The sequence below is a fragment of the Streptomyces xanthii genome, from assembly GCF_014621695.1.
Taxonomy (GTDB): domain Bacteria; phylum Actinomycetota; class Actinomycetes; order Streptomycetales; family Streptomycetaceae; genus Streptomyces; species Streptomyces xanthii.
On the sequence record NZ_CP061281.1, the window covers coordinates 5,241,108 to 5,267,755 of the forward strand.

At 73.0% G+C, this 26,648-nt stretch carries 16 protein-coding genes; 12 read left to right on the forward strand and 4 right to left on the reverse strand.

Going from position 1 to position 26,648, the window contains the following annotated elements; translation table 11 throughout:
* Positions 1 to 97: 97 nt before the first annotated feature.
* The 3 genes from IAG42_RS23655 to IAG42_RS23665 all read left to right on the forward strand — a co-directional run bounded on the left by IAG42_RS23655 (position 98) and on the right by IAG42_RS23665 (position 5,798).
* On the forward strand, positions 98 to 1,621 hold the full coding sequence (locus IAG42_RS23655; RefSeq protein ID WP_188338960.1) for a CYTH and CHAD domain-containing protein: 1,524 nt from the start codon (positions 98 to 100) through the stop codon (positions 1,619 to 1,621).
* Between the two features lie 41 nt (positions 1,622 to 1,662).
* On the forward strand, positions 1,663 to 3,618 hold the full coding sequence (locus IAG42_RS23660; protein WP_188338961.1) for a TIGR03960 family B12-binding radical SAM protein: 1,956 nt from the start codon (positions 1,663 to 1,665) through the stop codon (positions 3,616 to 3,618).
* 122 nt (positions 3,619 to 3,740) lie between these two features.
* Positions 3,741 to 5,798, forward strand: coding sequence for a restriction endonuclease (locus IAG42_RS23665; protein WP_188338962.1), 2,058 nt, complete (start codon positions 3,741 to 3,743; stop codon positions 5,796 to 5,798).
* Positions 5,799 to 5,898: 100 nt separating this feature from the next.
* Here the strand turns inward: IAG42_RS23665 and IAG42_RS23670 are convergent, their stop codons facing one another.
* On the reverse strand, positions 5,899 to 6,483 hold the full coding sequence (locus IAG42_RS23670) for a TerD family protein (RefSeq protein ID WP_188338963.1): 585 nt from the start codon (positions 6,481 to 6,483) through the stop codon (positions 5,899 to 5,901).
* Between the two features lie 145 nt (positions 6,484 to 6,628).
* Between IAG42_RS23670 and IAG42_RS23675 the strand changes: the two genes are divergently transcribed.
* The 6 genes from IAG42_RS23675 (at position 6,629) to obgE (ending at position 15,181) form a co-directional block, all read left to right on the forward strand.
* Positions 6,629 to 7,744, forward strand: a complete 1,116-nt coding sequence (locus IAG42_RS23675; RefSeq protein WP_188338964.1) for a hypothetical protein — start codon at positions 6,629 to 6,631, stop codon at positions 7,742 to 7,744.
* Between the two features lie 53 nt (positions 7,745 to 7,797).
* On the forward strand, positions 7,798 to 8,592 hold the full coding sequence (locus tag IAG42_RS23680; RefSeq protein ID WP_188338965.1) for a TIGR03936 family radical SAM-associated protein: 795 nt from the start codon (positions 7,798 to 7,800) through the stop codon (positions 8,590 to 8,592).
* Positions 8,593 to 8,840: 248 nt separating this feature from the next.
* Entirely contained in the window at positions 8,841 to 12,770 is a 3,930-nt protein-coding gene (locus tag IAG42_RS23685) for an Rne/Rng family ribonuclease (protein WP_188338966.1), read from the forward strand.
* Positions 12,771 to 13,020: 250 nt separating this feature from the next.
* Positions 13,021 to 13,341 (forward strand): 50S ribosomal protein L21, encoded by a 321-nt coding sequence (gene rplU / locus IAG42_RS23690; RefSeq protein WP_188338967.1) that lies wholly within the window; start codon positions 13,021 to 13,023, stop codon positions 13,339 to 13,341.
* 14 nt (positions 13,342 to 13,355) lie between these two features.
* Entirely contained in the window at positions 13,356 to 13,610 is a 255-nt protein-coding gene (rpmA, locus tag IAG42_RS23695; protein WP_188338968.1) for a 50S ribosomal protein L27, read from the forward strand.
* Between the two features lie 122 nt (positions 13,611 to 13,732).
* Positions 13,733 to 15,181 carry a GTPase ObgE gene (gene obgE, locus IAG42_RS23700; protein ID WP_188338969.1) on the forward strand — a complete coding sequence of 483 codons (1,449 nt, stop codon included), beginning with the start codon at positions 13,733 to 13,735 and terminating at the stop codon, positions 15,179 to 15,181.
* A gap of 95 nt (positions 15,182 to 15,276) precedes the next feature.
* On the opposite strand, the gene IAG42_RS23705 is transcribed toward obgE, so the two are convergent.
* Together IAG42_RS23705 and IAG42_RS23710 are read right to left on the reverse strand one after the other, a co-directional pair.
* On the reverse strand, positions 15,277 to 18,909 hold the full coding sequence (locus IAG42_RS23705; RefSeq protein ID WP_188338970.1) for a bifunctional glycosyltransferase/CDP-glycerol:glycerophosphate glycerophosphotransferase: 3,633 nt from the start codon (positions 18,907 to 18,909) through the stop codon (positions 15,277 to 15,279).
* 31 nt (positions 18,910 to 18,940) lie between these two features.
* Positions 18,941 to 21,184 carry a bifunctional glycosyltransferase/CDP-glycerol:glycerophosphate glycerophosphotransferase gene (locus IAG42_RS23710; protein ID WP_188338971.1) on the reverse strand — a complete coding sequence of 748 codons (2,244 nt, stop codon included), beginning with the start codon at positions 21,182 to 21,184 and terminating at the stop codon, positions 18,941 to 18,943.
* Between the two features lie 110 nt (positions 21,185 to 21,294).
* Between IAG42_RS23710 and galE the strand changes: the two genes are divergently transcribed.
* Positions 21,295 to 22,266, forward strand: a complete 972-nt coding sequence (gene galE / locus IAG42_RS23715) for a UDP-glucose 4-epimerase GalE (RefSeq protein ID WP_188338972.1) — start codon at positions 21,295 to 21,297, stop codon at positions 22,264 to 22,266.
* Between the two features lie 74 nt (positions 22,267 to 22,340).
* Here galE and IAG42_RS23720 read toward each other — a convergent pair whose 3' ends face one another.
* On the reverse strand, positions 22,341 to 24,425 hold the full coding sequence (locus IAG42_RS23720; protein WP_188338973.1) for a hypothetical protein: 2,085 nt from the start codon (positions 24,423 to 24,425) through the stop codon (positions 22,341 to 22,343).
* A 363-nt stretch (positions 24,426 to 24,788) separates the two neighbouring features.
* On the opposite strand from IAG42_RS23720, the gene proB reads away from it, so the two are divergent.
* Both proB and IAG42_RS23730 read left to right on the forward strand, forming a co-directional pair.
* A complete protein-coding gene (gene proB, locus IAG42_RS23725; RefSeq protein WP_188341571.1) occupies positions 24,789 to 25,895 on the forward strand; it encodes a glutamate 5-kinase in 1,107 nt (368 codons plus the stop codon).
* A gap of 232 nt (positions 25,896 to 26,127) precedes the next feature.
* Positions 26,128 to 26,607 carry a hypothetical protein gene (locus tag IAG42_RS23730; protein ID WP_188338974.1) on the forward strand — a complete coding sequence of 160 codons (480 nt, stop codon included), beginning with the start codon at positions 26,128 to 26,130 and terminating at the stop codon, positions 26,605 to 26,607.
* Positions 26,608 to 26,648 lie beyond the last annotated feature (41 nt).

Here is a 26,648-nt window from a genome sequence, read left to right on the forward strand (position 1 = left end):
GCCGCGCTTCGAGGGAGCACCGGTTCCGGTGACCCCGGAGGGGCCCGGCGGGTGACGTGGTCTTTTCGGTGTCGGGGTGGGCGACTAAGTTCGGGTTATGGCGGAGACGAAGCGTGAGGTCGAGCTGAAGTACGACGCCCCTGGGGAGTCGTTCCGGCTGCCTGATCTGCGCAAGGTGGCGGGAGTGGACGGCGTCGTCGGCAAGGGCGTCGTGGAGCTCGACGCCCTGTACTACGACACCGCCGACCAGCGCCTCGCGGCCGACCACATCACCCTGCGCCACCGCACCGGAGGCGACGACGAGGGCTGGCACCTCAAGCTTCCGGTCGCGCTCGCCGAGGGCGTCCGCGACGAGGTGCGGGCCCCGCTGACCGACGGCCCCGTACCCCGCGCCCTCGCCGGCCTCGTCCGCTCCCGCGTCCGCGACGACGCCCTCGTCCCCGTGATCCGGCTCCGTTCCACCCGCGAGGTGACCGAGCTGACCGGCGCCGACGGCGCCCCGCTCGCCGAGGTCAGCGTCGACGCCGTCCGCGCCGAGCGGCCCGGCGGTGAACACCCCGTCACGTGGACGGAGGTCGAGGTCGAGCTGGCGGACGGCGGCGACCCGGAGTTCCTCGCGAAGGTCGGCAAGCGGCTGCGCAAGGCCGGCCTGCACCGCTCCGCCGCCTCCTCCAAACTGGCCCGCGCCCTCAAGGAGACCGGCGCGGCACGCGAACCGGCCCCGGCGCCGGAGCCCCCGGGCAAGAAGGCCGGCGCCCACGTCCTGGCCCGCGTCCGCGCCCAGCGCGACGCCCTCGTCGACCTCGACCCCGCCGTCCGCCGCGATCTTCCCGACTCCGTGCACCAGATGCGGGTCGCCACCCGGCGGCTGCGCAGCGCCTTCAAGACGTACAAGAAGATCCTCGACCCGGACGTCACCGGGCCGCTCGGCGAGGAGCTGAAGTGGCTCGCGGCCGAGCTGGGCATCGACCGGGACCGCGAGGTGCTGACCGAGCGCATCACCGGCCGCATCGACGAGCTGCCCCGCCCGCTGCTGCTCGGCCCGGTCCGCGGCCGGCTCCGCACCTGGGCCACGGCCCGCCGCCACGGCTCGCGCCGGCACACCGTCGCCGTGCTCGACAGCAAGCGGTACCTCGCTCTTCTCGACGGGCTCGACGCCCTGCTCGCCGATCCGCCGCTGCGCGCGAAGCGGGCCGCCCGCCCCGCAGCCGAGCTGCTCGCCGACGCCGCGCTGCGCGACCATGCCAGGCTCGCGGCCCGCGTCGAGCACGCCCTCGCCCTCGACCCCGGCCCCGAGCGCGACCGCGCGATGCACGAGGCCCGCAAGGCCGCCAAGCGCGCCCGGTACGCGGGGGAGACGGCGGAGCCCGCGCTCGGCAAGCAGGCCCGGCGCTTCGCCCGCCGGATGAAGGACGTCCAGACGGTGCTCGGCGACCACCAGGACAGCGTCGTGGCCCGCGAGGCCCTGCGCGACCTCGCGGTTCAGGCGCACGCGGCGGGGGAGAGCGCCTTCACCTGGGGCCTGCTGTACGGGCAGGAGCAGGCGGCGGCGGCGCGCCGGGAGGCCGAGCTGCCGGGGGTGTGGCGAAGGGCGGCGGAGGTCCGCCTTTCGGCGGGTTAGGCTTGAGGGTCACCCCTGTCAGCTCACGAAGGTCCACGGTTATGCCTGCCGAAGCCGCCGCCGCGGCGCCCCAAGCCGTCGAGTCTGTGTTCCCGCAGCTCGAAGCGCTGCTCCCGCATGTGCAGAAGCCGATCCAGTACGTCGGCGGAGAGCTCAACTCCACGGTCAAGCCGTGGGAGTCCTCCGACGTCCGCTGGGCGCTGATGTACCCCGACGCCTACGAGGTCGGTCTGCCCAACCAGGGCGTCATGATCCTCTACGAGGTCCTCAACGAGCGCGAGGGCGTCCTCGCCGAGCGCACGTACAGCGTGTGGCCGGACCTCGAGGCCCTGATGCGCGAGCACGGCGTGCCGCAGTTCACGGTCGACTCGCACCGCCCGGTGAAGGCCTTCGACGTCTTCGGCCTCAGCTTCTCCACCGAGCTGGGGTACACGAACATGCTGACGGCCCTGGACCTGGCGGGCATCCCGCTCCGGTCCGCGGACCGTACGCTCGAGGACCCGATCGTCCTCGCGGGCGGCCACGCGGCGTTCAACCCGGAGCCGATCGCGGACTTCATCGACGCCGCGATCATCGGCGACGGCGAGCAGGCCGTGCTCGACATGACGGAGATCATCCGCGCGTGGAAGGCCGAGGGCCGGCCCGGCGGCCGCGAGGAGGTCCTCTTCCGCCTCGCGAAGACGGGGAACGTGTACATCCCCGCGTTCTACGACGTCGAGTACCTGCCCGACGGCCGCATCGGCCGCGTCGTGCCGAACAAGTCGGGCGTCCCGTGGCGCGTGTCCAAGCACACGGTCATGGACCTCGACGAGTGGCCGTACCCGAAGCAGCCCCTCGTGCCGCTCGCCGAGACGGTGCACGAGCGGATGTCCGTCGAGATCTTCCGCGGCTGCACCCGCGGCTGCCGTTTCTGCCAGGCCGGCATGATCACGCGCCCCGTGCGGGAGCGAAGCATCACCGGCATCGGCGACATGGTCGAGAAGGGTCTCAAGGCGACCGGCTTCGAAGAGGTCGGCCTGCTGTCCCTGTCCTCCGCGGACCACTCGGAGATCGGCGACATCGCCAAGGGTCTGGCCGACCGCTACGAGGAAGACAAGATCGGCCTGTCGCTGCCGTCGACCCGCGTCGACGCGTTCAACGTCGACCTGGCCAACGAGCTGACCCGCAACGGCCGCCGCTCGGGCCTCACCTTCGCCCCCGAGGGCGGCAGTGAGCGCATGCGCAAGGTCATCAACAAGATGGTCAGCGAAGAGGACCTCATCCGTACGGTCTCGACCGCGTACGGCAACGGCTGGCGCCAGGTGAAGCTGTACTTCATGTGCGGCCTGCCGACCGAGACCGACGAGGACGTCCTGCAGATCGCCGACATGGCGATGAACGTGATCCAGAAGGGCCGCGAGGTCTCCGGGTCCAACGACATCCGCTGCACGGTCTCCATCGGCGGCTTCGTGCCCAAGCCGCACACCCCGTTCCAGTGGGCCCCGCAGCTCTCCTCCGAGGAGACGGACGCCCGCCTGGAGAAGCTCCGCGACAAGATCCGCGGCGACAAGAAGTACGGCCGCTCCATCGGCTTCCGCTACCACGACGGCAAGCCGGGCATCGTCGAGGGCCTGCTCTCCCGCGGCGACCGCCGCATCGGCGACGTCATCCGCGCCGTCTACGAGGACGGCGGCCGCTTCGACGGCTGGCGCGAGCACTTCTCGTACGACCGCTGGATGCAGAGCGCCGACAAGGAGCTCGCCAAGTACGGCGTCGACGTCGACTGGTACACGACGCGCGAGCGCACGTACGAGGAGGTCCTGCCCTGGGACCACCTGGACTCCGGTCTCGACAAGGACTGGCTCTGGGAGGACTGGCAGGACTCGCTCGACGAGACCGAGGTCGAGGACTGCCGCTGGACCCCGTGCTTCGACTGCGGCGTCTGCCCGGCGATGGACACCAGCATCCAGATCGGCCCCACCGGCAAGAAGCTGCTGCCGCTCACCGTGGTGAAGTAGGCGAAGCAGCTGAAGTAGCCGCGCCCGCCCGCGTGTTGGAGCCCCCTTCCGGCCTGGAAGGGGGCTCCCGCATATCCCGGGGTCGCATGCCGGACGGGGCGGCCGCCGGATAAATTGGCGGGATGAGTCGTCGCTCCGCCGGATTCGTCAACACCTGGGCCGAGGTGCAGCGTCAGCGCCAGCGGCAGTACGAGGCCGAGCAGCGCAGGCTCCGTGAGGCGGACCGGCAGGCGCGCGCGTACCAGCGGCACGCCGCCCAGGAGTACAAGCAGTACCGCCAGGCCGAGGCGGCACGGCGCACGGCGGAGCTCGACGCCCGCGTGGCCGCGCTCCAGGGGCTGCTCGCCGAGGGCTGCGGCGCCCCCGCCTTCTCGGCGTCGGCCCTGCTGCGGTCCGCGGAGATCACCCCGTTCGACCCCGGCCCGCTCGCCCACCCCGTACCGCTGCCCGCCCCGCACCAGTTCCAGGCTCAGGGCGGCTGGACCGCGGCCCGGCGGGCGCAGGCGCAGGCCGAGGCCCAGGCCCGCTACGAGCACGCCTGGCACGCGGCGCAGGCCGCCGAGGCCCAGCGGCAGCAGCGACTGGCCGCCGCCCGGCAGGAGCACACCCGCGCCGCCGAGGCCCACCTGACGGAGGTCCGCCGGCACAACGCGGCGATCACCGAGGCCGTCGACGGCGTCCGGCAGGGCGACCCCGAGTCCGTCGTCGAGTACTTCTCCGCCGCCCTCTACGCGTCGACCGCCTGGCCCGAGGGATTCCCCCGCCAGGTCACGGCCGCCTACGACGCCGCCGCGCGGCAGCTGGTGCTCGACTGGGAGCTGCCCGGCTACGACGTCGTGCCCGAGGCGAAGGCCGTGCGCTATGTGCCGGCGCAGGACCAGGACAAGGAGACCGCCCGCCCCGTCACCCAACGGCGCGCCCTGTACCGGGAGGTCCTGGCGCAGAGCGTGCTGCTCGTCCTGCGGCAGCTCTTCGCGGCGGACGAGTACGGCGTCCTCGACTCGGTCGCGCTCAACGGCTTCGTCGGCGCGCCGGACCCCGCGACCGGCCGCCACGGACAGATCTTCCTGGCCACCGTCATGGCCCGGCGGGAGGACTTCACCGAGCTGCGCCTCGCGCGGGTCGACCCTGTCAGCTGTCTGACGGACGCGCTGCGCGGGCAGCTCACGGCCCGGCCCGACCAGCTCACCCCGATACGCCCGGCGCGCCGGCCGCGTGACGTCGGGGACCAGGTGGTCACGCACGGCGGCGCCGGCGAGGAGCCGGACCTGTACGCCATGGACCCGCTCGCCTTCGAGGACCTCGTCGCCGAACTGTTCCGCGCGATGGGCATGGAGGCGGTCACCACACAGCGCTCGAACGACGGCGGCGTCGACGTCGACGCCCTCGACCCGGCGCCGATCCGCGGCGGCAAGATCGTCGTCCAGGTCAAGCGGTACCGCAACACCGTGCCGCCCACCGCGGTCCGCGACCTGTACGGCACGGTCCAGGACGTCGGCGCCAACAAGGGCGTCCTGGTGACGACTTCGGGCTTCGGCCCCGGCTCCCACACCTTCGTGCGCGGCAAGCCGCTGGAGCTGATCTCCGGCCCCGAGCTCGTCGACCTGCTGCACCGGCACGGCCTGCGCGGCCGCCTCGGCGACGCCGCCGGACGGACCGCTCCGGCCGCGCCCGCGCCGCCGCCCGCCGACAGCGGGGACCACAACGTGCTGGGCCTGACCTGGTCCGGCACCGTCGCCCTGGACGTGTGCGCCCTGGTCTGCCGGGGCAGCCGCGTCCTGAGCGAGGACCACTTCGTCTTCTTCAACAACGCCCGTACGCCCGACGGTTCGGTCCGCGCCCTGACGCCCGCCGCCCCGGACCGCGCCGCCCTGCGGGTCGCCTTCGACGCGCTCCCGGACGAGGCCGACCGGCTGGTGCTCGTGGCGGCCGTCGACCCGGAGACCGACCCGCACGCGGACCTCGCCGGGTTCACCGACGCCTGCGTCCGCCTCCTCGACCCGGCCCGCGCCGAACTGGGCCGCCTCGAGGTCTCCGACGGCCGCGCGGGCGAGACCGCACTGGTCCTCGGCTCCTTCCGGCGCCGGCCCTCGGGCGACTGGGACTTCGTGCTCGGTGGCAAGGGCTACCCCGGCGGCCTGGAGCAACTCGTCCAGGACTACGGCATCGAGGTGGAGTGACGGCCGGGCCCGTACGAGGCCTGTACGGCACGAGAAGGGGCGCCCGGTGCACATGCACCGGGCGCCCCTTCCCCGTACCGCCTGCCTGCTTCCGTACCGCCTACTTGCTGACGGCGAAACGCATCAGGGCGTGCTCGTCACCCTGCTTGATCTTGCCGGTCGTGTTGATGACCTCGAGCTTCCAGGAGGCGCCGACACGGATCGCCTTGGCCACCGCGCAGCCGTTGTCGGACGTGAGCAGGCTCGGCCAGATGTCCGCGACCTGCTGGGTGCTGCCGCCCGTGGCGTCGTACACCTTGAAGCTGATGTTGCGCGCCTTGTTGAAGGCGCTGCCCTTCTTGTAGGCCGCGGCCACGAACACGATCGACGTGATCTGCTGCGGGATCCGCGAGAACTCGACGGTCACCGTCTCGTCGTCGCCCTCGCCCTTGCCCGTCTGGTTGTCGCCGCTGTGCACCAGCGAGCCGTTGCCCATCGGGTCGAGCGAGTCGAGGCCCGCGAGGCGCACCGGGTCGTTGCCCGACATCGCTATGGCGATGAGGTCCAGGTCGGTGCCCTGCTTGCGGCGCAGGGCACCGAGGACCCCGCCGCTGCTCCCCGAAGTGGGGTCCCAGGACACCCCGATGGACAGGTGGGTCACACCGTCCAGGTCCGCCGGGCCGTCTTCCTTCGTGAGCGTGATCATGCGGGTTCCCCTCCGACTGTCTGGATCTCTACTGCGCAAAGTGTGCCTATACGAGACGGTTCCCGTCCACGCGCCGCAGACCGACACGCCCGATCCGGTGGCCCTTTCGTGCATCCGTTCCGTGTGTGACGGCGTCTCAACAGGCATGGATCGCATGGACATGGACAAGCGGCGCGGCGAGCCCGAGGGCTGCCTCGTCGCCGCGATCCGGCTGCCGGTGCGCATCGTGGCGCTCGTCGTCGTGGTGCCGGTGCGGCTGGTCTGGGACGCCCTCGTCGTGAGTGGCCGATTCCTTTACGAGAAGGCGCTCGTGCCGCTCGGCCGGGGCCTCGGCCTGCTGCTCGGCGCGGTCCTCGTGTGGCCGTTCGTGATGCTGGGCCGCGCCCTCGCCTGGCTGTGCCACGTGCTCATCGCGATCCCCGCGCGGTGGCTGTACGCCCACGTCCTGACCCCGCTCGGCCACGGCCTGGTCTGGCTGACGCGGACGCTGATCGTGGTGCCGGCGGTGTGGCTGTACTCACAGGTGCTGGTGCCGCTGGGGCGCGCGGTGCTGACGGGGCTGCGGTGGCTGGGGCTCGCGTTGTTCGTGTGGCCCTGGGTGGCGCTGTGGCGGTACGTGCTCACACCCCTCGGACACGGCCTCGCCTGGCTGGGCCGCGTCCTGGTCGTGATCCCGCTGACCTGGCTGGGCCGCGTCCTGGTAGTGATCCCGCTGACCTGGCTGTGGACGTACGTCCTCGCACCCGTCGGACGGGCCCTCGCCCTTGCCGCGGCCGGACTCGGCCGCGGCCTCGCCACGCTGCTGCGCTGGGTGTTCGTCGTACCGCTCGTCGCCCTGTGGCGGTACGTCCTCGTGCCCGTCGGCCGCGCCCTGCGGATCGTCGGCCGGGAGACGTGGGACGCGCTCGTCATCGCCTGGCGGATCGCCGGCCGGATCTCCCGCGCCGTCGGCCGGTTCCTGGGACGCCTGCTGCGCTGGACCTTCGTCGAGCCCGCCCGCTGGACGTACCGCACCGTGCTCACCCCGCTGGGACACGCCGTACGCGATCACGTGTGGCGGCCGGCCGCGCGGATCGGCCGCGAGGTGCGGGCCAGTGTCCGGCAGGCCCGGGCCGAGGTGCGGCGCGCGCTGTTCGGCGCGCCGAAGCGTCCCGCGCACGCCACGGAGCCCCTGGTCGGGGACCGGCGGGAACCTCACAGCGCGCAGGCACGTACTCTTGGTAGTAGTACGACCCCTCTCACGAAGACCGACATTCACTAAGGACAGGGACACTGGGCAAGCGACAGCCCGTAGGCCCGCCGCCCGCACCCGCGGTGCAGCGCATCCGACTGCGCTACACCAAGCGCGGCCGCCTCCGGTTCACCAGCCACCGTGACTTCCAGCGCGCCTTCGAGCGTGCGCTGCGCCGTGCCGAGGTGCCCATGGCGTACTCGGCGGGGTTCACGCCGCACCCCAAGGTGTCGTACGCCAATGCCGCACCCACCGGCACGGGCAGTGAGGCCGAGTACCTGGAGATCGCGCTCACCGCGCAGCGCGACCCCGAGAAGCTCCGGCAGCTGCTCGACGAGTCGATGCCCGTGGGCCTCGACATCGTCGACGCCGTCGAGGCCCGCACCTCCGGCCTCGCCGACCGGCTCACCGCCTCCGTGTGGGAGCTGCGGCTCGACGGAGTGAGCGTGGAGGAGGCCGCACGGGCCGCCGAGACGTTCCGCGCCGCCGAGACCGTCGAGGTCCAGCGGCGTACGAAGAGCGGCATCCGGACGTTCGACTCCCGGTCCGCCGTGGTGAGCCTGGACGCCGTCGCCGCATCCGATGTTCCGGCTGATAGGCCCACCGACAAGGCTTGTGCGATACTGCGCCTGGTTGTTCGGCACGTGACGCCCGCCGTTCGACCCGACGACGTCCTGTCCGGTCTCCGCGCCGTGGCCGACCTGGCGCCGCCGGTCCCCGCTGCGGTGACCAGGCTGGCGCAGGGGCCTTTCGATGAAGAGACCGGCACGGTGACCGACCCGCTCGCGCCCGACCGCGAGGCAGACCAGGCCGCCCCACACACCGGGGCCGCGGATTCTGCCACCGCGACGGCGCCTGCCGTGGAAGGTTCCGCGTAAGGCGGTCGTCGTAGCGCCGCCCTCGTACTCGGGAGCCACCTGGGTCGGGCAGCGCACCCACCCAAGGACTTTCGCCAGGCCGGTACGTACATGGCGTACCGGAACCGGCGAGAACAGACAGAGAGCCCCCGTGCGGCGCCCGCGCCCCGGACCGGCGGCACCGCGATCGACACGGTCGCGTGAGCCGCGGACGTCACCGGTCATGGACCAGGCGCGGCGCCCGGGGGCCTGACGGGAGATCCACCCGCATGCCCGAGCCGACCGAACCCACCACCCCTGCCGCGGACAGCCCCAGCGACACCCTGCCCCCGCGCCGCCGGCGCCGGGCCGCGTCGCGCCCCGCGGGCCCGCCGCAGGCCGCAGCCGCCGTCGAGCCGGAGCTCGACAGCACCGAGGAGACCGTCGAGGAGGCCGAGGAGGCCGCCGCGGAGACCCCGGTCGCCGAGACCCCCGCGCCGGACGCCGCGCCCGCCCGCCCGCGCCGCCTCGCCACCCGCCGCGCCTCCGCGCCCGCCGGTGCGCCGGCCGCCGCCGAGCAGGAGGCCGCCGAGGCCCCCGCCGCCGAGCCGGCCGCCGCCGAGCCCGCCGTCGAGGAGCCCGCCGCCCCGCGCCGTCGTCGTCGCGCCACCCGTACGGTGTCCGCGCCCGAGGCCGTCCAGGCCGCCGAGCCGGTCGAGGCCCCCGCGCCCGCCGCCGAGCCCGTCGCCGCCGAGCCGGTCGCCGAGGAGGCCCCCGCGCCGCGCCGTCGCCGCCGTGCGACCCGCGCCGTGGCCGCCCCGGAGGCCACCGAGGCCGCCGAGGCCCCGCAGGTCACCGAGAGCGCCCCCGCCGAGGCCGTCGCCGCGCCCGAGCCGGTCGAGACGCCCGCCGAGGAGCCCGCCGCGCCGCGCCGCCGTCGCCGTGCGACCCGCGCCGTCGCCGCCCCGGAGGCCACCGAGGCCCCCGAGCAGGCCGAGCCCGCGCAGCCCGCCGCCCCCGAGCAGACCGAGGCCGCCGAGGAGCCCGCCGCCGAGGACGCGGCCCCGCGCCGCGGCCGCCGCCGCGCCACCCGTACGGTGTCCGCGCCCGAGCCCGTCCAGGCCGCCGAGCCGGCCGAGGAGCCCGCGGCCGCCGCCGAGCCCGCCGAGGAGACCGGCCCGCGCCGCGGCCGTCGCCGCGCCACCCGCAAGGCCGCCGGCGGCTTCGCCGAGCCCCGCACCTCGAAGCAGGACCGCGCGAAGGACGACTCCGAGGGCGGCCGCCCGAAGCGCCCGTCCGTCGCCGTCTTCCAGGCGCCGGTCTTCACCGAGCCGATGTTCCAGACGCCCGAGCGCGCCGCCGCCGCGGCCGCCGCCGAGGCCGCCGAGGTGAGCGAGCCCGAGCCGGAGGTCCAGGCCGAGCCCGCGCAGCCCGCCGTCGCCGAGGAGGAGCAGACCGGCCGCCGTCGCCGTCGCCGCCGCGCCGCGGACGAGCAGCCGGCCGCCGAGCGCCGCCGCCCCGCCGCCGAGGCCGAGCCCGCCGCCGACACCGAGGCCGAGGCCGAGGTGGAGGAGCCGGAGGAGCAGGCCGACGAGCACGACGAGCAGGACGAGCGGCCCACCCGCCGTCGCCGTCGCGGTGGCCGTCGCCGTCGCCGCGGCGAGTCCGCCGACGCCGAGTCCGACACCGACTCGGAGGCCTCCGCCGACGAGGAGGGCGAGGACGAGGACGCCGAGGAGCAGGACGCCGAGGACCACGAGGACGCGGCCGACGAGCAGGACGGCGCCGGTGCCTCCGGCTCCAGCAGCAGCCGTCGCCGTCGTCGCCGCCGCCGTCGCGCCGGTGACGCCGCCACGGACGCCGAGCCGGGCACCGACGACCCCGAGCGCACCGTCGTCAAGGTCCGCGAGCCCCGCAAGAAGGACGACAAGCCCGTCTCCGTCGACGAGGTGCAGTCCATCAAGGGCTCCACGCGCCTGGAGGCCAAGAAGCAGCGCCGCCGCGAGGGCCGCGAGCAGGGCCGCCGCCGCGTCCCGATCATCACCGAGGCCGAGTTCCTGGCCCGCCGCGAGGCCGTCGAGCGCGTGATGGTCGTCCGCCAGAACGGCGAGCGCACCCAGATCGGCGTGCTCGAGGACAACATCCTCGTCGAGCACTACGTCAACAAGGAGCAGTCGACCTCGTACGTCGGCAACGTGTACCTGGGCAAGGTCCAGAACGTGCTGCCGTCCATGGAGGCCGCCTTCATCGACATCGGCAAGGGCCGCAACGCGGTCCTGTACGCCGGTGAGGTCAACTTCGAGGCGCTCGGCCTGGCCAACGGCCCGCGCCGCATCGAGACCGCCCTCAAGTCCGGCCAGTCCGTCCTCGTCCAGGTCACCAAGGACCCGATCGGCCACAAGGGCGCCCGCCTGACCAGCCAGGTCTCGCTGCCCGGCCGCTACCTGGTCTACGTGCCCGAGGGCTCGATGACCGGCATCAGCCGCAAGCTGCCCGACACCGAGCGCGCGCGCCTGAAGACCATCCTCAAGAAGATCGTCCCCGAGGACGCGGGCGTCATCGTGCGCACCGCCGCCGAGGGCGCGAGCGAGGACGAGCTGCGCCGCGACGTCGAGCGTCTGCAGGCCCAGTGGGAGGACATCCAGAAGAAGTCCAAGCAGATCTCGACCTCGTCGCCGAGCCTGCTGTACGGCGAGCCGGACATGACCGTCCGCGTCGTGCGCGACATCTTCAACGAGGACTTCTCCAAGGTCATCGTCAGCGGTGACGAGGCCTGGCAGACCATCCACGGCTACGTGAACCACGTGGCGCCCGACCTGTCCGACCGTCTGTCGAAGTGGACCTCCGAGGTCGACGTCTTCGCGACGTACCGGATCGACGAGCAGCTCGCCAAGGCGCTCGACCGCAAGGTGTGGCTGCCCTCCGGCGGCTCCCTGGTGATCGACAAGACCGAGGCGATGATCGTCGTCGACGTCAACACCGGCAAGTTCACCGGCCAGGGCGGCAACCTCGAAGAGACCGTGACCAGGAACAACCTGGAGGCGGCCGAGGAGATCGTGCGCCAGCTGCGGCTGCGCGACCTGGGCGGCATCGTCGTCATCGACTTCATCGACATGGTCCTGGAGTCCAACCGCGACCTCGTCCTGCGGCGCCTGCTCGAGTGCCTCGGCCGGGACCGCACCAAGCACCAGGTCGCCGAGGTCACCTCGCTCGGCCTGGTCCAGATGACCCGCAAGCGGGTCGGCCAGGGCCTCCTGGAGTCCTTCTCCGAGACCTGCGTGCACTGCAACGGCCGCGGCGTGATCGTGCACATGGAGCAGCCGACCTCGGTCGGCGGCGGTGGCGGCAAGCGCAAGAAGCGCGGCAAGGGCGGCTCGGGCGCGGAGCACACGCACGAGCACGAGGCGCACACCGAGGCCGCCGAGGCCGTCGAGACGGAGGCCGAGGTCGCCGCCGAGGCCGCCGAGCCCCTGGCGCTGCCCGAGCCGGAGTTCCGGCCCGACGAGGAGCTGTACTCCAGCCCCGCCGAGGCGGAGGCCGCGGCCGGTCGTGGCCGCTCGCGCCGCCGGGCCACGCGCCGTGCGTCGGCCCCGGCCGGTGCGCCCGCCGCTCCCGCCCCGGAGCCGGTCGTCGAGCGGGCCGAGCCGGTCGCGCCCGTCGCCGAGCCCGAGCCGGTCGCCGAGCCCGTCGTCGAGCCCGAGCCGGCCGAGGCGGCGCCCGCGCCGCGCGGCCGCCGCCGGGCGACGCGCAAGGCGAGCGCTCCCGCCGGTTCGCCAAAGGCGTCCTCCGACGAGGCCGCCGCGGTGACCGTCACGGAGCCGGTCAAGGAGGCCGTCGAGGAGCCGGAGCCCGTCGTGGCCGAGGAGCCCGTGGCCGCGCCGGAGCCGGCCGAGGCCGCCGCCCCGGCCCGTCCGCGCCGCCGCGCCGTCCGCAAGGCCACCGCGCCCACCGCGCCCGAGGAGACGGCCGTCGTGGTCGTCCCCGCGGTCGCGGAGGAGCCGGCCGCAGCGGAGGAGGCCGAGGCGCCCGCCGCCAAGAAGACGGCCCGCAAGACGGCCAAGAAGGCGACGGCGAAGAAGGCCGCGACGACGAAGAAGACCGCCGCGAAGAAGACGGCCGCGAAGAAGACGACGGCGAAGAAGGCCGCCGCCACGAAGAAGACCGCGACCAAGAAGACGGCCGCGAAGAAGACGGCCGTGGCCGTCGCCGACGAGTCCTGAGGCTCGGCCCGGTGGGGCGCCCCCGTACAGCTCGGCTGTGCGGGGGCGCCCTCTTGCGGGGGCCAGTTTGACCCCTTAGGGAAGGGCCCGTAATCTTGACCGTCGGCGTGTCCATCGGACGCGCTTCACTCCCGTAAACCTTTTTCCTCCGGGATCTTCGAAGAGCTCTTGAAGAGTGCTTCGAAGCCGGAGAGGCCGCCTCGTGCGGCTGGACTGCGGGGGTCCCGTTCCGAGCGAGAGAGAGTTCCGCGTGTACGCCATCGTGCGCAGCGGTGGTCGCCAGCACAAGGTTGCTGTCGGCGACATCGTTGAGGTTGACAAGATTTCCACCGCCAATGTCGGCGACACGGTCGAGCTCTCGACCCTGCTCGTCGTCGACGGCGAGTCCGTGACCAGCGACCCGTGGGTGCTGGCCGGCATCAAGGTCCAGGCCGAGGTCGTGGACCACCACAAGGGCGCGAAGATCGACATCCTTCGCTACAAGAACAAGACCGGCTACCGCCGTCGTCAGGGCCACCGCCAGCAGTACACGGCGATCAAGGTCACTGAGATCCCCACGGCTGCGAAGTAAGGGACTGAGACAAGATGGCACACAAGAAGGGCGCATCGTCCACTCGGAACGGTCGCGACTCCAATGCTCAGCGGCTCGGCGTGAAGCGCTTCGGCGGTCAGGTCGTCAACGCCGGTGAGATCCTGGTCCGCCAGCGCGGCACCCACTTCCACCCGGGCAACTCCGTTGGCCGTGGCAAGGACGACACGCTGTTCGCTCTCGCCGCCGGTGCGGTGGAGTTCGGTACCCACCGCGGCCGCAAGGTCGTGAACATCGTTCCGGTCGCCTGAAACGCCTGACGGCTTTCTGATCCGGATTTCGCGAGGCGGACCTCACTTCCCTGCGGGGAAGCGGGTCCGCCTTTCGCGTGTTGAAGTAGAGACATTCCGTTCGTAACTGGAGGCACTGAACCATGACCACCTTCGTGGACCGCGTCGAGCTGCATGTCGCCGCGGGTAGCGGAGGCCACGGCTGTGCCTCCGTACACCGGGAGAAGTTCAAGCCGCTCGGCGGCCCCGACGGCGGCAACGGCGGCCGTGGCGGCGACGTGATCCTGGTCGTCGACCAGGACGTCACGACGCTCCTCGACTACCACCACTCCCCGCACCGCAAGGCGACCAACGGCGCGCCCGGCGCGGGCGACAACCGCTCCGGCAAGGACGGTCAGGACCTGATCCTGCCCGTGCCCGACGGCACCGTCGTCCTGGACAAGCAGGGCAACGTGCTGGCGGACCTCGTCGGCCAGGGCACCACCTACGTCGCCGCCCAGGGCGGCCGCGGCGGCCTGGGCAACGCGGCGCTGGCCTCGGCCCGCCGCAAGGCCCCCGGCTTCGCCCTCCTCGGTGTTCCCGGCGACCTCCAGGACGTCGTCCTGGAGCTGAAGACCGTCGCGGACGTGGCCCTCGTCGGCTACCCGAGCGCCGGCAAGTCCTCGCTGATCTCCGTGCTCTCGGCCGCCAAGCCGAAGATCGCCGACTACCCGTTCACGACCCTGGTCCCGAACCTGGGCGTGGTCACCGCCGGCTCCACCGTCTACACCGTCGCCGACGTGCCCGGTCTGATCCCCGGCGCCAGCCAGGGCAAGGGCCTCGGCCTGGAGTTCCTGCGCCACGTCGAGCGGTGCAGCGTGCTCGTGCACGTCCTGGACACGGCGACCCTCGAGTCCGACCGTGACCCGGTCTCCGACCTGGACGTCATCGAGGAGGAGCTCCGCGAGTACGGCGCGGGCCTGGAGGACCGGCCGCGCGTCGTCGTCCTGAACAAGATCGACGTGCCGGACGGCCAGGACCTCGCCGAGATGGTCCGCCCGGACCTGGAGGAGCGCGGCTACCGCGTCTTCGAGGTGTCGGCCGTCGCCCACAAGGGCCTCAAGGAACTGTCGTACGCGCTGGCCGAGCTGGTGGCCGCGCACCGCGCCGCGAAGCCCAAGGAGGAGTCGACCCGGGTCGTCATCCGTCCGAAGGCCGTGGACGACGCGGGCTTCACCGTGGTCCGCGAGGAGGTCGGCGGCGAGCCGCTGTTCCGCGTGCGCGGCGAGAAGCCGGAGCGCTGGGTGCGCCAGACCGACTTCAACAACGACGAGGCCGTCGGCTACCTCGCCGACCGGCTCAACCGCCTCGGCGTCGAGGACTCCCTGATGAAGGCCGGCGCCCGCAACGGCGACGGCGTCGCCATCGGCCCCGAGGAGAACGCGGTCGTCTTCGACTGGGAGCCGTCCGTGACCGCGGGCGCCGAGATGCTCGGCCGCCGCGGCGAGGACCACCGCTTCGAGGCCCCGCGCCCGGCCGCCCAGCGCCGCCGGGACCGGCAGGCGGAGCGGGACGAGGCGCAGCAGGAGTACGAGGGCTTCGAGCCCTTCTAAAGCAGGCGCCTGCGTTTCCGGCATCGGTACGTGCGAAGGGGCGGGCCCGGAGGATCTCTCCTCCGGGCCCGCCCCTTCGCACGGTCGGCAGCTGCTCACACCTCGTGGGCCTGCGCCAGCATCCGGTCGACGACGCGCGCCGCCGCGTGCCCGTCGTCCAGGTCGCAGAACAGCCGCCGGAACCGCTGCGAGCGCTCCCGGTGCGCGGCCGCCACCGCGTCGATGTCCCGCACCGCCGACACCAGCTCCCGCGAGGTGCGGATCAGCGGCCCCGGCGCGTCCGCCTCGAAGTCGAAGTAGAAGCCGCGCAGCGTGTCCCGGTAGTGCTCCAGGTCGTACGTGAAGAACAGCATCGGGCGGCCCAGGTGCGCGTAGTCGAACATCACGGACGAGTAGTCGGTGATCAGCAGGTCCGCCGCCAGGTAGAGGTCCGCGATGTCGGGGTACTCCGACACGTCGACGACGAAGCCGTCGCCCGCGCCCGGCACCTGGTCCACCACGTTCGAGTGGCGCCGGATCAGCAGCACGTGGTCCGCGCCGAGCCGCCGCCTCGCGTCGTCGACGTCGATCCGCAGCGAGAACTTGAACTGGCCGCGCCGGTGCGCCAGATCGTCCCGCCACGTCGGCGCGTACAGGACGGCCTTCTTGTCGGGCGGCACCCCGAGCCGCTTCCTGATCTCCGCCGCGCGCTGCTCCCGGTCGGGCGCGTACAGGTAGTCGTTGCGCGGGTAGCCGGTCTCCAGGATCTCGCCGGTGTAGCCCATGGCCCGCTCCAGGATCGGGGTGCTGAAGCGGTTGGCCGAGACGAGCAGGCTCCAGTTGCGGGACTCCTGGCGCAGCCGCTCGTGGTACTCGGGGTCGAACTTCGGGGCCTCGATGTCCAGGCCGATCTTCTTCAGCATCGTGCCGTGCCAGGTCTGCAGGACGACCTGGCCGGGGCGCCGCTCCAGCCAGTGCGGCAGGTGCGCGTTGGTGACGATGTAGCGGGAGCGGGCCAGGGCCTCGTACCACTCGGTGCCCCAGAACCTGATCTTCCGTGCGGTGGGCGGCAGTTCGACCTGCCCGTCGCGGACCAGCCACAGGTGCTCGACGTCCGTGCCCCGGCGCAGGAGTTCCTCGTGGAGGGCGCGCGGGCTGTCCGAGTACTGCTTGCCGTTGTAGCTGATGTAGAGGACGGCGTCGCGCAGCGGCTCGCTCCGGCCGGCCCCGTAGACGTCCCGCCGCAGCCGTTCCTGGCGGTACGGGCCCCGTTCCAGCACGGTGAGGTCGGAGGGGCAGTCGAGCTGCGGGAAGTCGTGCCAGCGGGCCTCGAAGGCGTACCGGCGGCCGGCGTGCGTGCCGTGGACGGGGAAGCGGGGGACGGCGAGCCGGTCGATGGTGAACGGGATATCCGTGACGCCGCCGCGCGCTTCGGGGTCCGGGCGGCGCAGGAAGAAGTTCCAACGGCCGCTCCTGAGCGGGAGCCTGCCGTCCGGCCCGGACATCGTCGCCGGGGTGAACTCGGCGCAGAAGGTCCCGTCCGGGAACGCGTCGAGCGGCACCGTCTTCTCGTCGAAGCGGTCCCGCGCCCTCACCACCAGCACCGCGCCGTCGAGCCCGGCCGGCGTCGCCCCCTGAAGGAGGTACCGCCCGTCGCTCCAGCGGACGTCGGTGAGCCGCGCCTGCAAGGGCCGGCCGGAGAACTTGAGATAGCCGTTGGCGCCTGCCAGCAGGGCCAGTTCGTGGCGTGGGGCCCGGGCGCCGAGCGAGGCGGGCAGCGGGATCTGGAGGTCCTCGACGCCGTCCCGGACGACGGTGGCGAACCGCCGGTCCGGGCCGTTCGGGGCGGTGAACTCCAGCTCCGTGCTCCAGTCGCGGCGCGCGCCCTGCACGGTGTCGGCGCCGCGCGCGGTGGCGTCCTCCGGGACGCTCTCCGGGGCGTCCTCGGCCGGGTCCTGCAGGCCGGGCAGCAGGGCCACGTCCCGGAGCGGCACGTGCACGGTGAACGGGGTGACGCCGTCCACGGCGGGGGACAGGTCCAGCGGGTAGCGGTGGCGTTCGCCGGTGCGGCGGTTGAGGACGGACAGCGCGCCCTGTTCGCCGGGCCGCAGCGGAACCCGAATCGCGCCGGATATCCGCACCCGGTCGCCGTCCGCCGCGAAGCCGGTGACCAGCGCCCTGACCCGCTCCACGCGCAGGTTCAGGCCGCCCTTCACGACGGACGGCACCAGCCGGTACGAGCTGTCGAGCCACTGGTAGGGCGGGTGGCCCGCCCGGGTGGGGCCCTTGGCCTGGACGGCCCGCTTGCGCACCAGGCCGCCCGAGACGATGCCGATGCCGGCCCGCCAGGTGCCCTCCTGCCAGCCGTGCCGGCCGCGCAGCCGGTTCAGGTCCAGGTCGGCCTCCCAGCCGGCCCAGTCGTAGCAGTAGTGCTTCTGCCGGGACAGCGACGTCGCCTCGGGCCGGTACGTGTTGCGCAGCGGGGTCACGATCGTGCGGCGGCTGCCCCGCTTGCGCAGCACGAGGACCTTGAGGGCGCTGTGCCGCGTGGGCTGTTCCATGCGGCTGATCCAGGCGTGTCCCTCCAGACGGAGCCGGCCCGCGCCGAACGAGAGGTCCTGGAGCGGGGCGTGCGGCGTGAGTTCGGGATCGATCCGCCGGGCCCGCCTCGGCAGCGGGGGCGTGAGCGACCGGAGCGCCGGGAACTCGGCGTACTTGCGCAGCAGGCCCCTGATCTCGATGCCGTCGCCGCGCCGCTCGGACCGCAGCTGGTCGAGGAGCTCGGCGAGCGCGTGCCGGCGGACCAGGAGCCACTTGATCCGGGCCGGCGCGGGCAGCGCCATCACGACGGCGGGGTCGACCTGGTCCAGGTAGCCGTTGACGACGCGCAGGAACTCGGCGTGGAACGCGCCGTCCGCGTCCGCCAGGACGTTCATGAAGATGCGCAGGTCGCCGGTGAGCACGGTGTGGTCGTACGCGTTCTTCAGCTCGGCGGCGCGCGGGTCCGGATGGGAGCCGAAGAAGCGGCTCACGGACTCGACGGCGGCGGTGCGGTCGCGGACCGCCTTCGGTTCGGTGCGCCGCTGGGTGATGGACGGCGCCGCCTCGCCCTCGCGCAGCCGCCAGTAGTAGGTCGGCTCGCTGATCACGTCGACGGCCCCGGCGAGGAACTGGGCGGGCAGGATCACCGGCACGTCCTCGTAGAGCACGCCCTCGGGGAAGGCGAGCGCGTGCCGCTCCCAGAAGGCGCGCCGGAACACCTTGTTGCACGCGATGCGGTCGTTCAGGAGCCGCCGGTCCCGGGTCACATGGGTGCCGCGCACCGCGCCGCCGGCCAGGATGCGGTGCATCGGCGACTGCCACACCTTGGTGCTGTTCACGTGCTGCACGTTGCCCGTCACGAAGTCCGAGCCGCTGGCGTCCAGGCTCGCGATCATCAGCCGGTACGCGTCGGGCGGGACCATGTCGTCGCTGTCGACGAACGCCACGAACTCGGCGGAGCCGGACAGGTGCCGCAGCCCCGTGTTGCGGGCCGCGCCGAGTCCGCCGTTCTCCCTCCTGACCAGGACGAAGCGGGGGTCGCGGGCCGCGTAGGCCGCCGCGATGTCCGCCGAGCCGTCCGGGGACCCGTCGTCGACCATGACGACCTCGATGTCCTCGAAGGTCTGCGCCGCGAGGGAGTCCAGGCACGCGGGCAGGTACCGCTCGACGTCGTAGATCGGCACGACGATGCTGAGGCGGGGAGCCACGGGGACCACTCCTTTCCGTCGGTCGGGCAGGTCAGGCGGTGCCGGTCCGCTCGGCGAGAGCCGCCACCTCGGCCGGGGACGGCGCGCGCCGCCGCTCCTCGTACGGGACGAACGGGAGCAGCTCGCGCTCGCCGAGGAACACCCGGCGCACGACGCGCTCGGCGGCCCGCCCGTCGTCGAACGCGCAGAACCGGCGCCGGAACGCGGCCCGCAGCGCGGTCGCGGCACCGTCGTGCCAGCCGTCGGAGCCCAGCAGCTCCACCAGCGCGTCCTCGCTCCGGACGACGGCGCCCGGCGGCTCGGCGGTCAGGTCGAAGTACGTGCCGCGCACCGCCGAGTACACGTCCCAGTCGTCGGCCAGGATCACGATGGGCCGGTCCAGGAGGGCGTAGTCGAACATCGCCGACGAGTAGTCCGTGATCAGGGCGTCCGCGGCGAGGTACAGCTCCTCGACGCGCGGGTGCGCGGAGACGTCCAGGACGCGGCCGCTCGCCCGCGCCCCGTCGAGCCGTTCGGACCCGGCGTAGAAGTAGTGGCCGCGGACCAGGAGCGTGACGTCGGGCCCGAGTTCGGCGGCGACGCGGGCGAGGTCGAGACGCGGCACGAACTCGCTCTGGTACTCGCGGTGCGTCGGCAGGTGGAGCAGGACGGTCGCGTCGTCGCGCAGGCCCAGTTCCCGGCGCACCCGGCGGACGTCGGCGGCCGTCGCGTTCACCAGCACGTCGTTGCGCGGGTAGCCGGTCTCCAGGGACGTGTAGGAGGCGGGGTAGACGCGCTCCCAGACGGCCGTGGAGTAGCGGTTGGAGCTGAGGCTGTAGTCCCAGCGGTCGCAGCGGGCCAGGAGCCGGTCGAAGTCCATACGGGTCGACGCGGGGTACTTGCGCTGGTCCAGGCCCATCGTCTTGAGCGGGGTGCCGTGGTGGGTCTGGAGGTGGATCTGGCCGGGGCGCTTCACGACCGCGTCCGCGAAGTTCACGTTGTTGACGAGGTACGTGGCGCGGGCCAGCGCCGACCAGTACGCGCGGGAGCCGACCTCGACGTGCTCCACGCCCCGCGGCACCCGCCCGGCGTGCTCCGCGCGCACCGCCCACACGCGGCGCACGTGCGGGGCGAGCCGGGCGAGTTCGGCGTCGATCGCGGCCGGGTTGCAGGCGACGCCACGGCCCCAGTACGCGGAGAAGACCGCCAGGTTCTCGTCGAGCGGGGCGTGCAGCCGGGCCCGGTAGTACGCGCTCATGGCGCCCCGCCCGGACTGCCGGGCGGCGCCGCGGGCCCGCCGCCGGACCGAGGCGCGGGCCTTGACCGCGAGGCCCGCCCCGGCGAGGGCGGCGTAGGAACCGCGGGCCAGGAGCGCGTACTTGTAGCGGGCGGACCCCGGGGGCGGGGTGAAGCCGGCGGGGCGGCGGGCCGCGTAGTCGGCGGCGGCGCGGTGGAAGAACTCGGCGCGGGCGTCCGGCGGCAGCCGGCCCGGCCGCTCCAGGATCGTCAGATAGTGGTCGGCCATCTTGCGGAACAGCGCGGGCCGCCAGCCGGCGAGGCCGGGCCGGGCGTCGACGAACGCGAAGAGGCGCTCGTACTGGTCGAACACGTCGAAGTGGCGGCGGCTGACGGTGCCCAGGATGTTGCCGCCCGTGCGGTGCTGGCGGTACTCGACGCAGACGCGGTCCAGCAGGGCGATCCCCCGCGCGGATATCAGCGCGCCGAACGTCCACGGCGCGTCCTCGTAGAAGCCGGGCGGGAAGCGGAGTCCGGCGCGCTCCACGAAGTCCCGGCGGTAGGCCTTGTTCCACACGATCTGCAGGAGGTCCAGCAGCTCGGGCCGGTCGGCGAGGCCCAGCACGGTGCGCGGGTCGGGCAGGCGCAGCAGGTGCGCGAGCTGGTTGCGCCGGCGGCGGCCGTCCCAGTACGTGCGCGCGTAGTCGTAGATCAGCACGTCGGGGTCAGCGGTCTCGGCGAGCCGGTCGGCGACGGCGCGCAGCGATCCCGGGGTGAGCGTGTCGTCGCTGTCGAGGAAGAGGACGTAGTCGCCGCGCGCCCGCTCCAGGCCGGCGTTGCGGGCGAGGCCCAGGCCCACGTTCTCCGGCAGGTGGACGGCGCGCACCCGCTCGTCCCGCGCCGCGTACGCGTCGAGGAGCTCGCCCGAGCCGTCCGGCGAGCAGTCGTCGACGGCGATCACCTCGAAGTCCGTGAAGTCCTGCCCGAGGACCGAGTCGAGGCATTCGGAAAGATAGGACTGAACACGATAGACCGGAACAACTAGCGTGAATCTGGTCATTCGACAACCCTAAGCCGCTCAACGCGCGCTGCCACGCGCGACGGTGACGGTCGTGACGCACTGGCGATATGACACAGTCGCACACATCGGTCACCACGGAAGGGAGACGCATGAACTGGCTCGTCACGGGCGGGGCCGGATACATCGGCGCGCATGTCGTCCGCGCGCTGCGCGCCGGCGGACAGGACGTCGTCGTCTACGACGACCTGTCGACGGGCCTGCGCGACCGCGTCCCCGGCGACGTGCCCCTGGTGGTCGGCAGCGTCCTGGACGGTCCGCTCCTCGCCGCCACCCTGCGCGAGCACGCCGTCGGCGGGGTCGTGCACATCGCGGGCAAGAAGCGGGTCGCCGAGTCGGTCGAGCGGCCGCTGCACTACTACCGGGAGAACGTCACCGGGCTCCAGGTCCTGCTGGAGTCGATGGCCGGGGCCGGCGTCGACCGCCTCGTCTTCTCCTCGTCGGCCGCGGTCTACGGGATGCCCGACGTCGACCTCGTCACCGAGGACACCGCCTGCCGGCCGATCAGCCCGTACGGCGAGACCAAGCTCGCGGGGGAGTGGCTGATCGCCGCTGCCGCCCGCGCCCACGGGCTGCGGGCCGCGTCGCTGCGCTACTTCAACGTCGCGGGCGCCGCCGCCCCGGAGCTCGCCGACACCGGCGTGTTCAACCTGATCCCGATGGTCTTCGAGAAGCTGGAGGCCGGCTCCCCGCCGCTGATCTTCGGCGACGACTACGCCACCCCCGACGGCACCTGCGTGCGCGACTACATCCACGTCGAGGACATCGCCTCCGCGCACCTGGCCGCCGCCCGCCGCCTGGCGGACGCCGCCGAGGGCACGGCGCTCACCCTGAACATCGGCCGCGGCGAGGGCGCCTCCGTGCGCGAGATGGTGGACCGCATCCTCAAGGTCACCGGCCGGGAGTCCGTCTCCGCCGAGGTCACCGCGCGCCGCCCCGGCGATCCCGCCCGGGTCGTGGCCGCCGCCGACCGCATCCGCGCCGAGCTCGGCTGGAGCGCCCGGCACGGCATCGACGAGATGATCGACTCCGCCTGGCGCGGCCGGCGGCGCGCGCACGCCTGACGGACGACGAAAAAGGGGGCGGGCCGGCCCGAGCGTCTGCTCGGACCGGCCCGCCCCCTTCGTGTTCCGCGAGGTCAGCCGGCGACCGTGTTCTCCGGCGCGTCCTCGTCGACCAGGGTCACCTGCTCTACGGGGGAGTCATCGCGTTGTATCGGAATCTCCGCGGCCTCCCGGGCCTCGGCCCGCACCCGGCGCTCGTCGGCGCGGCCGCACAGGGCGCGCACCGCGCCGTTGAACCGGTCGATCGACGGCGGGTCCGACGGGCCGAGCAGGTGCTCCTTCAGCTCCAGGCGGGCCTCGGCGTACACGTCCTCGGTCTCGCCGCGGACGGTCGCGAGCAGCCGGGGCACCTCGACCGCCTCGGGCGTGAGGATCGTCGCCGCGCTCACGGTCGGGAAGCCGAGCCGGAACTCGGCCTCCGACAGGCCGGAGGTGTTGGCGACGGCGTACGGCTTCTCGCTGCTCAGCCAGTCGGAGACCACCGAGGAGACGTCGGAGATGAGCACGTCGGCCTGGTTGAAGCAGGTGAAGATGGCCGGACGGGCCTCGGTGACGATCAGGTGCTCCCACTCGGGGAACGAGGCCCAGTACGCCTCCTCCCACGCGGTCGTCGCCGCGCGCACGGCGGCGCTGCGGCCCGGGTCGGGCTCGCCCTGGAGCATCATCCGCTCCATCTCGTCCGCGCTGGAGCGGAACGAGGTGGAGGTCAGCCGGTGCAGTTCGGCGGCGCGCTCGGTGAGCTCGGCGGCGGCGCGGGCGTCGGGCCGGGTGCCGGAGCGGCGCGCGTTCGCCTCCTGGATCATCGCCTTGATGCGCTCGTTGGCGGCGCCCGCGGCGGGGACCTGGGAGCCGGTCATCGGGTGCGGCTTGTAGATCAGCCGGACCCGCTCGTCGGCGAGCAGGTGCCGCACGATGTTCTCACCGGCCAGGACCACCGAGGTGTTGCCCGGGTTGCCGTCCCAGCCCTCCCAGGTGGGGGCGTACAGCACGGTGGTGAAGGGCTTGTCCTGCGCGGCGCCCGTGCCGATCTCGATCGGCGACAGCTGCGGGCGTCCCACCTCCACGACGTCCTTGTCCTCGACGCCCACGTCGGCCTGCTGGTAGCGGTCGCGGGCCGCGGGGCCCGCCACCCACACCTCGTCGTACGCCTTCGCGTACGGGTTGCAGGAGCTCAGCTTGTCGGACTCGCCGTGGTTGATGAACGCGTGCTTGATCGTCGGGATGCGCAGGACCTGGGAGGTCTTCGCGGCGTTCGCCGGGTGCAGCATCATCTTCAGCGTCGAGTTCTCCAGGGAGAACATCGTGGCGACCTTGGGGAAGCAGATGATCGGCACGTCGGTGGCGTCGATCTTGTTCACCATGAAGCGCTCGCGCAGCACGATCAGCGGCTTGCCGTCGACGTCGGCGAGGGTGGAGAGCCACATGTTCGCCTGGTACGCGGAGGTCGTGCCGCCCGAGAAGTACATGGCGACGGTCGGCCGGTAGGCGGCCAGCCACTCGTCCAGCCACGCCATGACCCGCTCGTCGGAGAGCCGGCGCTTCTTCGGGAGCAGCCAGGTCGCCAGGTAGAACGTTCCGCCGAGGAACAGGGCGAGCGCGACGCCGATGCCGATGCCGCCCCACAGCGCGTTCGTCGTGGCCGCCGTCACGAGCAGGCCCGCGGTGGCGGGGATCGAGAACGTCAGCAGGCGGTGGCTGGAGCGGCGCGACAGGATCCGCGGCGGGGCCGAGGACAGGCGCAGCGCCGAGGTGTCGATGTTGCGCGTGACGATCGGCAGCTGGCGGCGCCGGCGGACCAGCACGGCGGCGGCCTGGCACGCGAAGTGCAGCACGTACACCCCGAGCAGCGCGATCAGCAGCGGGGCCTGCTCGCCGAGCGGCTCGATGCCGTCGATGCGCAGCAGGCCGACGAGGATCAGCATGTCGCGCAGCAGCTGGCGCACGGTGACGTCGAAGCGAACCTTGCCCAGGAGCGAGAGCAGACCCGGCTGCCGGTACTGCAGATACACGTCGAGGGCGAGGCCGGCCGCGCTCGTGGCCACGAACAGCGGTACGTGGGGCACGAGCGCACTGACGAGCTGGGCCGCATAGAGCGCGAACATCGCGAACAGCGCGGAGAGCTGCAGGATGCGGCGGGGGGCAAGTCCGGCGGAGGGCACGGGCTGGGCTCCTGGCAGGAATTCGAGGGTGGGGGAGGCGTGTGGGGTGAGGATCCCGGCGGGTTGGGGGGCCCGTCGGACGAACGCTGACCACAGACCGTATGACTTTCGGTGCCCCCGTAGCAATCTTCCGTGACACCAATCACCAGTAAAATGGATAAAACGTACAGAACGCGGGGGCGGGCATTCTGATCACACAACTGTGCGACTGCTGTGCGTCACGGTGTCCGCTCTGCGAAACCGGAAAGCGTCCGAGGCGCCCGGTCGCGTAGATTGCGGAGCATGTCAGGGGCAACAACAGGGGCGGCAACAAGCGTGACAACCGGGGCAACGACCGAGGCGGCGGGCACGACACGGCAAGGCGTGGCGGACGCCCGCCGGATCGTCGTCAAGGTCGGCTCCTCCTCCCTCACCACCGCTGCCGGCGGCCTCGACGCCGACCGCGTCGACGCCCTCGTCGACGTTCTCGCCCGGCACCGCTCCGGCGGCGAGAAGGAGATCGTCCTCGTCTCCTCCGGCGCCATCGCCGCCGGACTCGCCCCCCTCGGCCTCACCCGCCGCCCCAAGGACCTCGCCCGCCAGCAGGCCGCCGCCAGCGTCGGCCAGGGCCTCCTCGTCGCCCGCTACACCGCCTCCTTCGCCCGCTACGGCGTCCGCGTCGGCCAGGTCCTGCTCACCAGCGACGACATGGCCCGCCGCGCCCACCACCGCAACGCCTCGCGCACCCTCGACCAGCTCCTGGCCATGGGCGCCCTCCCGGTCGTCAACGAGAACGACACGGTCGCCACCGACGAGATCCGCTTCGGCGACAACGACCGGCTCGCGGCCCTCGTCGCCCACCTCGTCCACGCCGACCTCCTGGTCCTCCTCTCCGACGTCGACGGCCTCTACGACGGCGACCCCAGCAAGCCCGGCACCTCCCGCATCGCCGAGGTCCGCGGCCCCGCCGACATAGCGCACGTCAAGATCGGCTCCGCCGGGAAGGCCGGCGTCGGCACCGGCGGCATGGTCACCAAGGTCGAGGCCGCCTCCATCGCCGCCGCCGCCGGCATCCCCGTCGTGCTGACCTCGTCATCGCACGCCGCCGACGCCCTCGCCGCCCGCGACACCGGCACCTACTTCCACCGCACCGGCCGCCGCAGCGCCGACCGGCTCCTCTGGCTCCAGCACGCCTCCACCCCGCAGGGCGCCCTCACCCTCGACGCGGGCGCCGTGCGGGCCGTCGTCGAGCGGCGCACCTCGCTGCTGCCCGCGGGCATCGCGGCCGTCGAGGGCGAGTTCAGCGCCGGTGACCCCGTCGAGCTGCGCGACGAGACCGGCCGGGCCGTCGCCCGCGGCCTCGTCAACTTCGACGCCAAGGAGATCCCCCAGCTGATCGGCCGCTCCACCCGCGAGCTCGCCCGCGACCTCGGCCCCGCCTACGAGCGCGAGGTCGTGCACCGCGACGACCTGGTCCTGCTGCGCCCCTGACCGCCAGGAGACCGTCCGGACGGTCCGGCCGAACCGCACGGACCGGGCCCGGCCGAACCTTCGAAACAGCCCGGCCGGACCTTCGAAACAACCCGGCGAGACGGCCGAAAGCCTGCCTCCCGTGGGGGACCTTCCCCAAAACCGCCCCACGAGGCTCTGTCGCCTGCTCAACTCTTTGCAGGGAAGTACCAACGCAGCCAGTCCGCACGACCATTGCGCAAAGGAGGCCGTCGTGAGACGAGCGCGCCCGGGGGCGACGTCCCGAGGGTCGGCGGAGCGGACGCTGACGAGCGTGGCCGCGGGGGAGACCTTCCCCACCCAGAGCCCGACCCCGGACACTCCCCCCGACGCCGACGGGACCACCGACGAAGGCCCCCGCCTGTGGCACGTCACCCTCAGTGTCTCCGGCACCGAGGCCCCGATCGCCGAGGTCCGCCGCGCCCTGGAGCAGCTCGCCCACGACCACCCCTTCCTGCTGACCAGCCGCTACGCCGCCGACCACGCCGAGATCCGCTACTGGGAAGAGGCCCGCGACCTGCACGACGCGGCCGCCGTCGCCCTGCGCCTGTGGGGCGAGCACCGCAGGACCTCGCGGCTGCCCCCGTGGGAGATCGTCGGCCTGGAGGTCATCGACCGCCGCACCTACCACCAGCGCATCGCCGCCGGCTACGGCCCGCTCCCCGCGACCCCGGTCGGCATCCACCCCTTCTGACGTGCCGGTACCACACCCGTTTTCGGCCATGTCTCACCCCC

Coding starts and splice junctions, on each gene's coding strand:
- galE (WP_188338972.1), top strand. CDS start 21,295: ATGAACTGGCTCGTCACGGGCGGGGCCGGATACATCGGCGCGCATGTC.
- IAG42_RS23665 (WP_188338962.1), top strand. CDS start 3,741: ATGAGTCGTCGCTCCGCCGGATTCGTCAACACCTGGGCCGAGGTGCAG.
- IAG42_RS23670 (WP_188338963.1), bottom strand. CDS start 6,483: ATGATCACGCTCACGAAGGAAGACGGCCCGGCGGACCTGGACGGTGTG.
- obgE (WP_188338969.1), top strand. CDS start 13,733: ATGACCACCTTCGTGGACCGCGTCGAGCTGCATGTCGCCGCGGGTAGC.
- rpmA (WP_188338968.1), top strand. CDS start 13,356: ATGGCACACAAGAAGGGCGCATCGTCCACTCGGAACGGTCGCGACTCC.
- IAG42_RS23655 (WP_188338960.1), top strand. CDS start 98: ATGGCGGAGACGAAGCGTGAGGTCGAGCTGAAGTACGACGCCCCTGGG.
- IAG42_RS23675 (WP_188338964.1), top strand. CDS start 6,629: ATGGATCGCATGGACATGGACAAGCGGCGCGGCGAGCCCGAGGGCTGC.
- IAG42_RS23685 (WP_188338966.1), top strand. CDS start 8,841: ATGCCCGAGCCGACCGAACCCACCACCCCTGCCGCGGACAGCCCCAGC.
- IAG42_RS23660 (WP_188338961.1), top strand. CDS start 1,663: ATGCCTGCCGAAGCCGCCGCCGCGGCGCCCCAAGCCGTCGAGTCTGTG.
- IAG42_RS23710 (WP_188338971.1), bottom strand. CDS start 21,184: ATGACCAGATTCACGCTAGTTGTTCCGGTCTATCGTGTTCAGTCCTAT.